At 71.8% G+C, this 13,523-nt stretch carries 12 protein-coding genes; 5 read left to right on the forward strand and 7 right to left on the reverse strand.

Translation table 11 applies throughout. From position 1 onward, the window contains the following. The first annotated feature begins 30 nt into the window (after window positions 1-30). The 5 genes from KOV94_RS07435 to KOV94_RS07455 are packed head-to-tail and all read left to right on the forward strand — an operon-like array spanning window position 31 to window position 5,472. Window positions 31-1,050, forward strand: coding sequence for a substrate-binding domain-containing protein (locus KOV94_RS07435; protein WP_124342704.1), 1,020 nt, complete (start codon window positions 31-33; stop codon window positions 1,048-1,050). 1 nt (window position 1,051) lies between these two features. Continuing rightward, window positions 1,052-2,659 carry a sugar ABC transporter ATP-binding protein gene (locus tag KOV94_RS07440; RefSeq protein ID WP_218051690.1) on the forward strand — a complete coding sequence of 536 codons (1,608 nt, stop codon included), beginning with the start codon at window positions 1,052-1,054 and terminating at the stop codon, window positions 2,657-2,659. Between the two features lie 52 nt (window positions 2,660-2,711). After that, window positions 2,712-3,356 (forward strand): SIS domain-containing protein, encoded by a 645-nt coding sequence (locus KOV94_RS07445; protein WP_218051691.1) that lies wholly within the window; start codon window positions 2,712-2,714, stop codon window positions 3,354-3,356. Then, complete coding sequence (gene xylB / locus KOV94_RS07450; RefSeq protein ID WP_218051692.1) at window positions 3,356-4,828, forward strand: xylulokinase; 1,473 nt, start codon at window positions 3,356-3,358, stop codon at window positions 4,826-4,828. Before KOV94_RS07445 ends, xylB begins: the two co-directional genes overlap by 1 nt. 2 nt (window positions 4,829-4,830) lie before the next feature. Further along, window positions 4,831-5,472, forward strand: coding sequence for a transaldolase family protein (locus KOV94_RS07455; protein ID WP_218051693.1), 642 nt, complete (start codon window positions 4,831-4,833; stop codon window positions 5,470-5,472). A gap of 26 nt (window positions 5,473-5,498) precedes the next feature. Here the strand turns inward: KOV94_RS07455 and KOV94_RS07460 are convergent, their stop codons facing one another. The 7 genes from KOV94_RS07460 to chvE form a co-directional block, all read right to left on the reverse strand. Next, complete coding sequence (locus tag KOV94_RS07460) at window positions 5,499-6,707, reverse strand: Fic family protein (protein WP_218051694.1); 1,209 nt, start codon at window positions 6,705-6,707, stop codon at window positions 5,499-5,501. A gap of 152 nt (window positions 6,708-6,859) precedes the next feature. Continuing rightward, window positions 6,860-7,306, reverse strand: coding sequence for a hypothetical protein (locus KOV94_RS07465; protein WP_162350995.1), 447 nt, complete (start codon window positions 7,304-7,306; stop codon window positions 6,860-6,862). Then, window positions 7,303-8,082 carry an ATP-binding cassette domain-containing protein gene (locus KOV94_RS07470; RefSeq protein ID WP_124342711.1) on the reverse strand — a complete coding sequence of 260 codons (780 nt, stop codon included), beginning with the start codon at window positions 8,080-8,082 and terminating at the stop codon, window positions 7,303-7,305. The genes KOV94_RS07465 and KOV94_RS07470 overlap by 4 nt, the downstream gene beginning before the upstream one ends. A 58-nt stretch (window positions 8,083-8,140) precedes the next feature. Further along, complete coding sequence (locus tag KOV94_RS07475; protein ID WP_124342712.1) at window positions 8,141-9,325, reverse strand: ROK family transcriptional regulator; 1,185 nt, start codon at window positions 9,323-9,325, stop codon at window positions 8,141-8,143. 132 nt (window positions 9,326-9,457) lie between these two features. Beyond that, window positions 9,458-10,639: a multiple monosaccharide ABC transporter permease gene (gene mmsB / locus KOV94_RS07480; protein WP_218051695.1), complete on the reverse strand. Its 1,182-nt coding sequence runs from the start codon at window positions 10,637-10,639 to the stop codon at window positions 9,458-9,460. Beyond that, the gene (mmsA, locus tag KOV94_RS07485; RefSeq protein WP_218051696.1) at window positions 10,639-12,174 is read right to left on the reverse strand and encodes a multiple monosaccharide ABC transporter ATP-binding protein; all 1,536 of its coding nucleotides are present in this window, start codon (window positions 12,172-12,174) and stop codon (window positions 10,639-10,641) included. The genes mmsB and mmsA overlap by 1 nt, the downstream gene beginning before the upstream one ends. 115 nt (window positions 12,175-12,289) lie before the next feature. Further along, window positions 12,290-13,447, reverse strand: a complete 1,158-nt coding sequence (gene chvE, locus KOV94_RS07490; RefSeq protein ID WP_225916283.1) for a multiple monosaccharide ABC transporter substrate-binding protein — start codon at window positions 13,445-13,447, stop codon at window positions 12,290-12,292. Window positions 13,448-13,523 lie beyond the last annotated feature (76 nt).

The raw sequence follows: 13,523 nt of genomic DNA on the forward strand, positions 1-13,523 counted from the left end.
CCCCGACCCACCCCCAGGAGAGACAGAGCGATGAAGCTTCGCATCCCCGCCCTCGCGGCCGGCCTGGCCGCCACCACCCTCGTGCTCGGCGCGTGCGGTGCCGTCGACACGGGCACGGGCTCGTCGAACGGCGGCTCGTCCGGCGCGGCCACCGCCGCCTCCGGCGAGATCCCCCGCCCGGACTCGTGCGACGACGAGACCCCGTTCATCGCGGTCGCGCTGCCGAACCTCACCAACCCCTACTACGTCGCCATGAAGGCCGGCTTCGAGGAGGCGGCCGAGGCGAACGGGTTCACGGTCGAGGTGCAGATCGCCGACGACGACGACGCCAACCAGCTCGCGCAGGCGCAGTCGATGCTGCAGAAGAAGCCGTGCGCGCTCGCCCTCAACGCGGTCAAGTCCGAGCCGGGCGCCGCGATCGTCAAGGCCGCGAACGACGCGGGCGTGCCGGTGTTCACCGTCAACGTGGGCATCGACCCCGAGGCGCTCGAGTCGCAGGGCGCGAGCATCGTGCAGTACCTCGGCGCCGACAACACCGCGGGCGGCCGCCAGACCGCCGAGCAGGTCCTCGCCGACCTGGGCGCCGACGCCGAGATCAAGGTCGGCTTCGTGACCGAGCCCGACGAGACCCCGACGCAGATGCGCGACGCCGGCTTCGAGGAGGCCCTGTCCGCGAACCCGAACGCGTCCGTCGTGGCGAAGGTCGACGGCAACGTCAAGCCCGACGACAGCCTGCGCGCGACCACCGAGATGCTCTCCGGCAACCCGGACATCAACGTGATCTTCGCGTCGACGGGCCCGGCCGCCTACGGCGCGCTCCAGGCCCTCGGCGCCAACAGCGCGGTCAAGGTCTACGGGTTCTGCGCCTCCGAGCAGACGCTGACCGAGCAGTACCCCGCGTGCGTCGCCCAGGAGCCGAACGCCTACGGCCAGCAGGTCGTCGAGCAGATCCGGGCGTGGGTCGACGGCGCGACGCCCGAGGCGGAGATCCTGCAGTCGCTCAAGCTGTTCACCGTCGGCCAGACGCCGGGTCCGGGCGAGGTCGGCTGACATGACCACGACGTCGACCGGGACGCCGGCAGGGCTGAGCGTCCGAGGGATCATCAAGCGGTACTCGGGTGTGTCGGTGCTGCACGGCGTCTCGGTCGACGTGCGGCCGGGGGACGTCGTCGGGCTCGTCGGCCACAACGGCGCGGGCAAGTCGACGCTCCTGCGGACCATCGCCGGGGCGACCACCCCGGACGGCGGCCAGATCGTCGTGGACGGGCGCGCCGCGACGATCGACTCGCCCGCCGCCGCGATCGACGCGGGCATCGCGACCGTCTACCAGGAGCTCTCGCTCCTGCCGAACCTCACCGTCGCGCAGAACGTCTACCTCGGCGACGAGCGCTCGCGCGGCGGGCTGCTCCGCCGGGACGAGATGCGCGCCGGGGCGCGGAAGCTCGTCGAGTCCTTCGGGCTCGACGTGGACGTCGACCGCAAGCTCGGCGACTACCCCGTCGCGACCCGGCAGATGCTCGAGATCGCGGTCGCCACGCACCGCGACGCGAAGTACCTGCTGCTCGACGAGCCGACGACGAGCCTCGAGGGCGGGCAGGTCGAGCGCCTGCTCGACATGGTCCGGTCCCTCGCGGCCGACCGCGGGCTCGGCATCGTGTTCGTCGACCACAAGCTCGACGAGCTCTACGCGGTCTGCAACCGGGTCGTCGCGCTCGTCGACGGGCGCGTCCGGATCGACGCCCGCGTCGACGAGGTCAGCCGGCACGACGTCGTCGCGGCGATCGCGGGCGACGAGGCAGCCCAGATGGACGACCGGCTGCGCGCCGGCGACGCCCCCACGCAGGCGACGCACGCGGCGCAGGTCGAGACCGACGAGGCCGATGCGGCAGCGCCCGTCGCCGACGTCCGCCGCTGGCTCCCCGACGCGTCACGCGGCCCCCGTGTGGAGGTCCGCGACCTGCACGCCTCGGGCGTGCACGGGGTCTCGCTGACCGCCGAGCCGGGCCGTGTCCTCGGCCTCTACGGGCTGGTCGGCGCGGGTCGCACCGAGGTGATGCGCGCGCTCGTCGGCCTCGCGCCCGTCACGGCCGGGTCGGTGCTGCTCGACGGCCGCCCCTACCGCCCGGGCGCCCCGGCGCGGGCCCAGCGCGCGGGCGTCGTCTACGTCACCGAGGAGCGCAAGAGCGACGGCATCGTCCCGAAGCTCGACTCCCCGATGAACGTCGCCCTGCCCGTCCTGCGCCGCTACCGGCGTGCGGGCCTGCTCGACAAGCGCCGCATGCTGCGCGACGCCGACGACCTGCTCGGCCAGCTGCGGGTGCGCGGCGACGTGCACGGGCCCGTCGTGAGCCTGTCGGGCGGCAACCAGCAGAAGGTGCTGCTCGCGCGGGCCATCGCGCAGCGGCCGCGGGTCCTGCTGCTCGACGAGCCGACCAAGGGCGTCGACCTCGGCGTCAAGGCCGAGATCCACCGCATCGTCCGCTCGCTCGCGCACGACGCCGGGCTCACCGTGCTGCTCGTCTCCTCCGAGGAGGAGGAGATCTGCGAGGTCGCCGACGACATCGTCGTCGTCTCGCACGGCCGGAGCACCGGTGAGCAGCTGTCCGCCGAGCACCGCACCCCGCAGGCGCTGCGCCTCGCGGCGTGGGCCGCCGCCTGATCCCGGCCTCCTCATGACGCACCACGGACCACCGACGGAAGAGAGCACCCCCATGACGACGAGCGCTGCGGCGACCCTCCAGACCGCGCGGGACATCGTGCGGCGCGAGGGCCAGGGGGTCGCGGACGTCGCCGACCAGCTCGACGAGTCGTTCGTCGCGGCCGTGGAGCTCGTGGGCCGCGTGACCGGCAAGGTGTTCGTCACCGGCTCGGGCACGTCGGGCGCGGTCGCCCGGCGCATGGCGCACCTGCTGTCGGTGTGCGGCACCCCGGCGGTCTTCCTGCCCGGCATGGACGCGCTGCACGGCACGATGGGTGCCGTGGTGTCCGGCGACCTGCTCATCACGATCTCGCGCGGCGGCGAGTCGGACGAGCTCAACGACCTGTCCCGCCGCGTGCAGCAGCGGGGCGTGCCGGTGATCGCGCTGACAGCCTCGCCCACGTCGACGCTCGGGACCCTCGCGGACCTCACGGCCGTGGTCGACGCCGGTCCCGAGGTCGACCCCGGCGGCGTCATCGCGATGGGGTCGACGCTCGCGACCGCCGCGTGGGGCGACGCGCTCGCCGCAGTTCTTATGCAGATCCGCGGCTACGGCTGGGAGCAGGTGCTGTTCACGCACCCCGCCGGTGCCGTCGGGCGCATCGAGGAGCTGCCCGAGGCGCTGCCGTCGCTCGCCGCCGAGCGTCCGGAGGCCTGATGGGCGTCGTCGCGGGCGTCGACTCCTCGACGCAGTCCTGCACGGTCGAGCTGCGCGACGCCGAGTCCGGCCGGCTGCTCGGGTCGGGCCGCAGCCCGCACCCGCCGACGTCGCCGCCGGTCAGCGAGCAGGACCCGGCGGACTGGTGGGCGGCGTTCGGGCTCGCGCTCGGCCACGCCCTGTCGGACGCCGGGCTGAGCGCGCGCGACGTCGACGCCGTGAGCGTCGCCGCCCAGTGCCACGGTCTCGTGCTGCTCGACGCGCAGGACCGCGTGCTGCGGCCCGCGAAGCTCTGGAACGACACGACGTCGAGCCCGCAGGCCGCCGCGCTCGTGCGCGACCTCGGCACCGCCGGCTGGGCGGACGCCGTCGGCTCGGTCCCGACGGCCGCGTTCACGATCACCAAGCTCGCGTGGGTCGCCCAGCACGAGCCGGCGCTCCTCGACGCGACGGCCCTCGTCCTGCTGCCGCACGACTACCTCACCTACCGGCTCACCGGCCGCGCGGTGACCGACCGCTCCGAGGCGTCGGGGACCGGCTACTACGCCGCGCACGAGGACCGGTACCTGGTCGACCACCTGAACCGCTGGGTCCGTGCCGGGCTGCCGTGGGCCACGATGCTGCCGTCCGTCCTCGGCCCGTCGGAGGCGGCGGGCACCGCCTCGACACCCGACGCGCGCGCGCTCGGCCTGCGCGACGACGTCGTCGTCGGTGCCGGCGCGGGCGACCAGCACGCGGGCGCGCTCGGCATCGGGCTCGCGCCCGGGCAGGTGCTGTACAGCCTCGGCACGTCGGGCGTCGTCATGACGACCTCGCCCACGCCCGTGCACGACGCGACCGCGTGGGTCGACGGCGTCGCCGACGCCGCGGGCGGGTGGCTGCCGCTCGTCTGCACGCTCAACTGCGCCAAGGTCACCGACACCGTCGCGCGCCTGCTCGGCGTCGACCATTCCGAGCTCACGCGCCTCGCCCTCGCCGCACCGCGCCGCGCCGACCGCATGGTCCTCGCCGCGTACCTCGACGGCGAGCGCAGCCCCGACCGTCCCGACGCGCGCGGCGTGCTCGCCGGCCTGCGCTCCGACACGACCCGCGAGGAGCTCGCGCTCGCCGCCTACGAGGGCGTCGTCCTGGGTCTCGTGCGCGGCCACGACGCGATCCGCGCCGCCGGGGCGACCGCCGACGGCGAGGTCGTCGTCACCGGCGGCGGCGCGCGCTCGCTCGCGTACCGGCAGGTGCTCGCCGACACGCTCGGCGCGCCCGTGCACACGCGCGACGTCGACGAGGCCACCGCGCGCGGCGCCGCGGTGCAGGCCGCCGCCGTGCTCACCGACGCCGACGTCCACACCGTGCGCGACGCCTGGACCCCCGCCACGACCGGTGTCGTCGAGCCGCAGCACGCGGTCGACGCCGACGTCTGGCGCCGCTACCGCGCGCTGGCCGACGCCCGCCAGCCCGACGAGACCCCGGAGTGACGATGGACCTCTACCTCGACAGCGCCGACCGCACGGCCCTCGAACCGCTGCTCGCCACGGGCCTGTTCCGCGGCGTCACGACCAACCCGCTGATCCTCCAGCGCGGCGACGTGCGCCTCGACGCCGTGCCCGACCTCGTCGGCTGGCTGCTCGAGCGCACATCCGAGGTCTTCGTCCAGACGACGGCCCACGGCGTCGACGCGATCGTGACCGAGGGCCATGCGCTGCGCGCCCTGTCCGACCGGCTCGTCGTCAAGGTCCCCGCGACGCAGGACGGCCTCGCCGCGACCCGCCGCCTCGCCGACGACGACGTCCCCGTGCTGGTCACCGCCGTCTACGACGCCCGCCAGGCCGTCCTCGCCGCCGCCGCCGGCGCCCGGTGGATCGCCCCCTACCTCGGCCGCATGACCGAGTCCGGGCGCGACGGGCACGGCCAGGTCGCCCGGATGGTGCGCGCGCTGGAAGGCACCGGGACGCAGGTGCTCGTCGCGAGCATCCGGACCGTCGACGACGTCGTGACGCTCGCCGTCGCCGGCGCCCACGCCGTGACCCTCGGCGCCGCCGTCGCGCAGGACCTCTTCGTCGAGCCCCTCACCGACGCCGCGCTCGCCCAGTTCGACGAGGCGGTCGCGACACTGCGTTGAAGGACGTGGGTGCGTCGGCGAGGACGTCAGCGGCGCCGGCCGGCGCGTGCCGCGAACTCGTCCATCGCGACGAGGACGTCGTCCGCCTGCCAGACGCGTGAGCGGCGGCCCGTCGAAGGCGAGCGCAGGACGCCGTCGCGCTCGAGTACCTCGATCGCGTTGTATGCCGCTCGTTCCGACACGCCGAGCGTCGTCGTCACGAAGTCCGCGGTGACGACGGGCTGCGCGAAGAGCGCGTCGGCGAGCCGCCACGCGGTCGAGTCGGTACGCGCGTGGATCATGTCGTGCCACCGAGCTCGGGTCGTCGTGATGTCTGCGGCGAGTGCGCGACCGTTCACCGTCGCGGCCGTGGCGGCATCTGCCACCTGTTCGATGATCGGCCCGATGTCGCCGAGCCGGTACGACCCCAGTGCAGCGAAGTACGCATCGGGATCACGGAGCAGGCCGGCCGAGACGGGCACCGTGGTGTGCAGCGCGAGGCCGTGGCGGCGAAGCAGGGTGTGCACGAGGACGCGTCCGGTACGACCGTTGCCGTCGGTGAACGGGTGGATCGTCTCGAACTGCGCGTGGACGACCGCGGCGTGCACGATCGCGGGGACGTCACCCCGGGCGGCGAACGTGACGAGGTCGTCGATGGCCGCGGGGACCCGCTCGTGGTGCGGCGGTACGAAGTCGGCACCGTGCGGGCTGATGGCCGACGAGCCCACCCACACCTGCTCCTGACGCCACCGACCCGCCACGTCGGGCTCGCTCTCGCGCAGGAGCGTGGCGTGAACGCTCAGGATGTGCTCGGGGGTCACCTCGTCACCGCCCGCGAGGGCGGTCGTCATGGCCCGCACGTTCGCGGCGACGAGCTCGGCGTTCTGGCGCGACGGCGCGCCCAGCGCGGCGAGGGCGAGGTTGCGCGCGTTGGTCGTCAGGTGCTCGATCTGCGAGCTCGACGCGGACTCGGTCCGCAGCAGGACGGCGGGCATCGGGACGGGCAGGGCTGCCATCTCCTGGTCGAACCGGGCGACGTCGAGCGTCGCCTGCTCGGCGATCGCCCGCACGCGCGGCGGCGTGTCGACGGTGAGATCGCCGATGGCCGGCGGGATGGCGGCCTGGTACGGGCGGGTCGTCCGTAGACGTTGGAACGCGTCCAGGTGCGGATTGTTCGGCGTCCAGTCGCGTGCCTCGAACGACAAGGCGGGCCACGGCGCAGCGGGTGGCTCGGCAGCCGTCGTCGGGGCTTCCATCCTTCACCTCCTGCGCTCGTTAATGAAGGCTACCGCCTTAGCCTTCAGTAACGGTACGTCGTTCCTGAAGGATCGACGCCTCCGTGCAGTGACTTCCGTCTGTGACGTCGACCAGGAGGTGACGTTCGACGACGCCCGTCGACAGAAGACGGTCAGCGGTCGTCGTCGTCGTCCTTCGGCCGCAGGATCTTCAGCGGGATCCCGGCGATCGACGGGTCGGGCACGGGGAGCGTGTCGAGGTCGTCGGCGGGCGCGGGGAAGGAGGACGGCTCCGGCCCCACCCACAGCCGCCACAGCCCGTCCTGGTGGTAGACGACGCCGGGCACGACGAGCAGCGCCCTCCCGGACGGCAGCTGCGCGGCGAGCAGGGGCACCTCGTCGGGCGGCACGAACCCGATGACCACGTTGCGCGCGCTCAGGACCAGCCGCGTGCCGCGGCCGCGGTCGACGCGCAGCTCGACGGTGACGGGCCGCTCGGCGGCCCGCTCGTGCATCGTGAGCGCGGCGACCAGGGACGTCTGCAGCGCGGGCGCCTCGGCGGCGACGAAGCCGTCACCGACGACGCCGGTGACGTGCGGGCGACGGCCGAAGATGCTCATCCGTACCGCCGGTCCCCGCCCTGGGTGTACTTCGTCGCGCCGGTGATGGCGGCCAGGATGCTCTCGTAGCTCGCGGTGCCGGCGTCGAACGACCCGTTGTTGCGCCCGTGGCGCAGCACCTCGATGCGGTCGGACACCGCGCGCACGTCGACCATGTTGTGGCTGATGAGGATGACGCCGAGGCCGAGCTCGCGCAGGCGCTCGATGTGGGTGAGCACCTCGGCGGTCTGCGCGACGGACAGCGCGGCGGTGGGCTCGTCGAGCACGACGATGCGCGGGTTGCCGATGAGCGTGCGCGCGATCGCGACGGACTGCCGCTGCCCGGCGGACAGCGCGCGCAGCTCGGTCTTGACCGACGGGATGGGGCTGTTGAGGTCCTGCAGGATCCGCTTGGTGGTCTGCTCCATCTCGCCGTCCTTGAGCCCCGACCCGCCGCGCGTGAGCTCGCGGCCGAGGAACAGGTTCGCGGTGACGTCGAGGTTGTCGCAGAGCGCGAGGTCCTGGAAGACGGTCGCGACGCCGAGCGCGTGCGCGGCCGACGGGGACGTGATCGAGACGGGTTCGCCGTCGATCTCGACGATGCCGGAGTCGGGCGTGAGCACGCCGGACACGATCTTGGCGAGCGTCGACTTGCCCGCGCCGTTGTCGCCGACCAGCGCGACGACCTCGTGCGCGTGCACCTCGAAGTCGACGCCGACGAGCGCCTCGACTGCGTTGAAGCTCTTGGTGATCTGCTTCATGGACAGCAGCGGCACGCGGGGTGGCATCGTCGCCATCGGTCGCACCTGCCCTTCGTCCTTCACGGTCGTCCCAGTCATCATGCCTCCGAGCGGTTCATGCGTCGGCCCGCTCCTGAGCGGTCACCGGCGGGTCCAGGTCGACGTCGGCGTGCTGCATCACCAACGCGATGGCCCCCGCGACCTCGGCGGCGTTGCCGAGCTCGGCGGGGATCACCTCGAGCGGGGCGATCTGGTTGAGCAGGACGCGCCGCCGCAGCGCCTCCCGCATGGGCCGGAGCAGGATCTCGCCGGTCTCGGCGAGCTCGCCGCCGACGACGACGCACTGCGGGTTGACCGTCATGGCCACGCCGGACACGACGGCCCCGATCTCGGCGCCCGCGTCGGCGATGACCTGGGCGCACCCGGGGTCACCCTCGCGCGCACGCTGCACGACGTCGCGCAGCGTGAGGTTGCCGTGGGTCGCGCGCAGGGGCTCGACGATCGCGCGCGCACCGACGACGGTGTCGAGGCACCCGCGGCTGCCGCAGCGGCAGATGTCGCCCTGCGGGTCGACCTGGACGTGGCCGATCTCGCCGGCCGTCCCGGCGAACCCGCGGTGGAGCTGGTGGTTGATGATGATGCCGGCGCCGGTCCCGTAGGACGCGCGCACGTAGACGCTGTCGCGGTACTCGCGCGACGCGCCGCGCGTGCTCTCGGCGAGGGCGCCCAGGTTGGCGTCGTTGTCGACGTAGACGGGCAGCGCGAGGCGCTTCGACAGGACGTGCCCGACGTGCACCTCGTCCCAGCCGCGCATGACGCCGCGCACGGAGATCATGCCGGTCGCGTCGTCGACGGGGGCGGGCAGGCCGATGCCGATGCCGACGACGTCCTGCATCGCGAGGCCGAGGCGCTCGAGCAGGTCGACGACCAGGAGCGCGGTGCGGTCGAGGGACGTGTCGACCGGGTGGTCGACGGGCATCGGGAGCACGCGCTCGGCGAGCACCTCGTGCGTGAAGTCGGCGATCGCGACGCGGATGTGGCGCTGGCCGACGTGCACCCCGACGGCGAGCCCGACGCGGTGCGCGAGCGTGACGAGCTGCGCGCGGCGGCCGGTGCGGATCGTCGTGCGGACCTCGACGACGCCGTCGGAGACCAGCTGCTTGACGATCGTGGAGACGGTCGCGGGGGAGAGGCCCGTGGCACCGACGAGCTCGACCTGGGTGAGCCCGCCGTGCCGTTTGACGGTCTCGACGACGGCGCTGCGGTTGGCTTCACGCAACGAGGACTGCGAACCGGCCACCGCCTACCGTCCTCTCACGCGGCAGAGACTACCTGGCCTGCGCGAACGCGTCGGTAGGCCGGAAGTCGGATGTGTGTGCGAAAGGCCGGGCCCCGCGGCGTCGAGCGCCGCCGGGACCCGGCCGGTGCGCGATCAGCGAGCGGCGCCCGCGCGACGCTTGTTGTAGATGTCGAACGCGACGGCGAGCAGCAGCACGAGGCCCTTGACCATCTGCTGCACCGACTGGTCGATGCCCATGAGCTGCATGCCGTTCGACATGACGCCCATGATCAGACCACCGACCATCGCGCCGGTGACGCGGCCGACGCCGCCCGTGGTGGACGCGCCGCCGATGAAGCACGCGGCGATCGCGTCGAGCTCGAACATGTTGCCGGCCTGCGGCTGCGCGCCGTTGGACCGCGAGGAGTACACGACGCCGGCGACGGCGGCGAGGAAGCCCATGTTGACGAAGATCCAGAAGTTGATCTTCTTGACCTTGACGCCGGACAGCTCGGCGGCGTGCAGGTTGCCACCGATCGCGTAGACGTGGCGGCCGAACACCGTCTTCGTCGTGACGATCTGGTAGGCGAGGATCAGGACGCCGAGGATGATCAGCACGATCGGCAGGCCGCGACTGCGCGACAGCTGGTAGGCGAACGCCATGACGACGGCCGCGATGAGCACCAGCTTGAGCACGAACAGCGGGAACGACTCGACGGCCTGCTGGTACTTGATGCGGGCCTGGCGGGCGCGGAGCTGGCTGAAGGCGTAGCCGGCGATCGCGATCGCGAAGATCACGAGCGTGAAGACGTCGAAGCCGTTGCCGCCGAGGATGCCGTTGAGGAAGCCACCGGCGATCTTCTGGTAGGCCGCGGGGAACGGCGACAGCGAGACGTTCTCGAGCACCTGCAGCGTCATGCCGCGGAACAGGAGCATGCCGGCCAGCGTCACGATGAACGCGGGGATCCCGACGTACGCGACCCAGAAGCCCTGCCACGCCCCGACGAGGAGGCCGACCGCCAGCGCGGCGAGCACGCCGAGCCACCAGGGGTTGTCGTTCTTGATCACGACGACCGCCGCGACCGCCCCGGTGAGCGCCACCACCGACCCGACCGAGAGGTCGATGTGCCCGGCGATGATCACGATGACCATGCCGATCGCCAGGATCAGGATGTACGAGTACTGCAGGACGATGTTGGTGATGTTGCCGGGGCTCAGCAGCATGCCGTCCGTGAGGATGGTGAAGAGCCCGATGATGGCGACGAACGCGATGTAGATGCCGCTCGTGCGCAGGTTGCGCGTGAAGATGTCCTTGAGACCCGCGACGGCAGTCATCAGGCGTTCTCCCTTTCCTTGGTCATGAGCTCCATGAGGCTCTCCTGGGTGGCCTGGCCGCGGGGCAGCTGACCGGTGACCCGGCCGAAGGCCAGGGTGTAGATCCGGTCGCAGATGCCGAGCAGCTCGGGCAGCTCCGAGGAGATGACGACGATCGCCTTCCCCTGGTCCGCGAGCCGGTTGATGATCGTGTAGATCTCGTACTTCGCGCCGACGTCGATCCCGCGCGTCGGCTCGTCGAGGATCAGCACGTCCGGGTCGGTGTAGATCCACTTGGAGAGGACGACCTTCTGCTGGTTGCCCCCGGAGAGCTTCCCGGCGAGCGCCATGACGGTCGGGCTCTTGATGTTCATGGACTTGCGGTAGTCCTCCGCGACCTTGATCTCCTCGTTGCCGTTGACGAAGCCCAGGCGGGACAGCTTGCGCAGGCTCGCGGCGGAGATGTTGGTGCGGATGTCCTCGATGAGGTTGAGGCCGTACTTCTTGCGGTCCTCGGTCGCGTACGCGATGCCGTGGCCGATGGCCTCGTCGACGCTGCGGGTGCGGATCTCCTCACCGCGCAGGTACACGCGGCCGCGGATGTCGCTCCCGTAGGTGCGGCCGAACAGGCTCATCGCGAGCTCGGTGCGACCGGCGCCCATGAGTCCGGCGATGCCGACGATCTCGCCGGCGCGCACGGAGAACGAGGCGTTGTCGACGACCACGCGGTCGGGCTGCGTCGGGTGGTGGACGGTCCAGTCCTCCACGCGCAGCACCTCCTCGCCGGGGGTCGACTCGTGCGGGGGGTACCGGTGCTCGAGGTCGCGGCCGACCATGCCGCGGATGATGCGCTCCTGCGTGACGCCGTCACGCAACATGTCGAGCGTCTCGATGGTCTTGCCGTCACGGATGATCGTCGTGGAGTCGGCGATCTCGGCGATCTCGTTCAGCTTGTGGCTGATCATGATCGAGGTGATGCCGTGGTCCTTGAGCTGGCGCAGCAGCTCGAGCAGGTGCTCGGAGTCGTTGTCGTTCAGCGCGGCGGTCGGCTCGTCGAGGATGAGGAGCTTGACCTTCTTCGACAGCGCCTTGGCGATCTCGATGAGCTGCTGCTTGCCGACGCCGAGCTGACCGACGGGCGTCACGGGGAGCTCGTCGAGGCCGACGCGCGCGAGGAGCTGCGCGGCCTCCGCGTTCGTGCGGTTCCAGTCGATGAGGCCGCCGGCGCCCCGCTGCTCGTTGCCGAGGAAGATGTTCTCGGCCACCGACAGGTAGGGGACCAGGGCGAGCTCCTGGTGGATGATGACGATGCCCTTGTCCTCGGAGTCGTTGATCGACCCGAAGGCGACCTCCTCGCCCTCGAACAGGATCCGGCCGTCGTAGGTCCCGTGCGGGTACACGCCCGACAGGACCTTCATGAGCGTCGACTTCCCGGCGCCGTTCTCCCCGCAGATCGCGTGGATCTCACCGCGCTCGACGACGAGGTTGACGTCCTGGAGGGCCTTGACCCCAGGGAACGTCTTGGTGATCGACTGCATCTCGAGGATGGTGCTCATCCGCGTCCGACCGCCTCTCTGGTTGCTCGTGGCGTGGGCCCGCCGGCCGGGCCGGCCGACGCCCTCGTGGGGCGCCGACCGGCCGCGGCGTGCGGCGTGACCCGCGGGTGGAAGGTCAGGCCTGACCCTTCTCCACCTGCTCGGCCGTCCAGTAGCCGGAGTCGATCAGCAGCGCCTGGATGTTGTTGGCGTAGACGATGTCCGACTCGAGCAGGTACGACGGCACGACCTTCACGCCGTTGTCGTACGTGTCCTTGTCGTTCGACTCGGGCGTCTCACCGGCGAGGAACTCGCTGGCGGAGGAGACGGCCTGCTCGGCGAGCTTGCGCGTGTCCTTGAAGATCGTCGAGAACTGGACGTCGTCCTGGATGAGCTTGACCGACGCGATCTCGGCGTCCTGGCCGGTGATGACCGGCATGGGCTTGGCGTCGGAGCGCGTCGGGCCGTAGCCCGCGTTCTGCAGCGCCGTGATGATGCCGCGCGACAGGCCGTCGTACGGGGAGAGCACGCCGTCGAGCTTGGTGCCGCCGCCGTACGTGGAGGTCAGGAGGTCCTCCATGCGCTTCTGCGCGGTCTCCTGCTGCCAGCGCAGGATGGCCGCCTGCTCGATGTCCGTCTGGCCCGACGGGACGGTGATGACGCCGTCCGTGATGTAGGGCTCCAGCGTGTCCATCGCGCCCTTCCAGAAGAAGTGCGCGTTGTTGTCGTCCAGCGAGCCCGCGAAGAGCTCGACGTTGAACGGACCCGCGACGTCGGGGACGGCGACGCCGTCCTCGTCGAGGACGCCGAGGCCCACGAGCAGCGAGGTCGCCTGCTGCACGCCGACGTTGTAGTTGTCGAACGTGACGTAGAAGTCCACGTTCTCGGTGTCGCGGATGAGGCGGTCGTACGCGATGACGGGGATGCCCGCGTCGGCCGCCGCCTGCAGCTGGTTGGCGAGCGCGGTGCCGTCGATCGAGGCGACGATCAGGAGCTTGGCGCCCTTGGTGATCATCTGGTCGATCTGCGACTGCTGCGTCGGGATGTCGTCGTTGCCGTACTGGAGGTCGACCTTGTAGCCGGCGGCCTCGAGGCCCTCCTTGACCGCGTCGCCGTCGGCGATCCAGCGCTCGGAGGTCTGCGTCGGCATGGCCACGCCGACGAGCTGGCCCGCACCGCCGTCGCCGCCACCGCTGGTCGAGTCGTCCGTGCTCCCGGCACCACCGCCGGAGCATGCCGCGAGCCCGAGGGCCAGCGTTGCGCCGATGGCGGCGATGGAGATCTTGCGTCGCATCGTCCACTCCTTCTCGTCGTTGAGACGGCCGCCACTGGGGCGTGCCTGGGTTGTCGAACCGCGGGAGCGACCCGCT

It is taken from the genome of Cellulomonas algicola (assembly GCF_019024305.1).
Lineage (GTDB): Bacteria > Actinomycetota > Actinomycetes > Actinomycetales > Cellulomonadaceae > Cellulomonas > Cellulomonas algicola.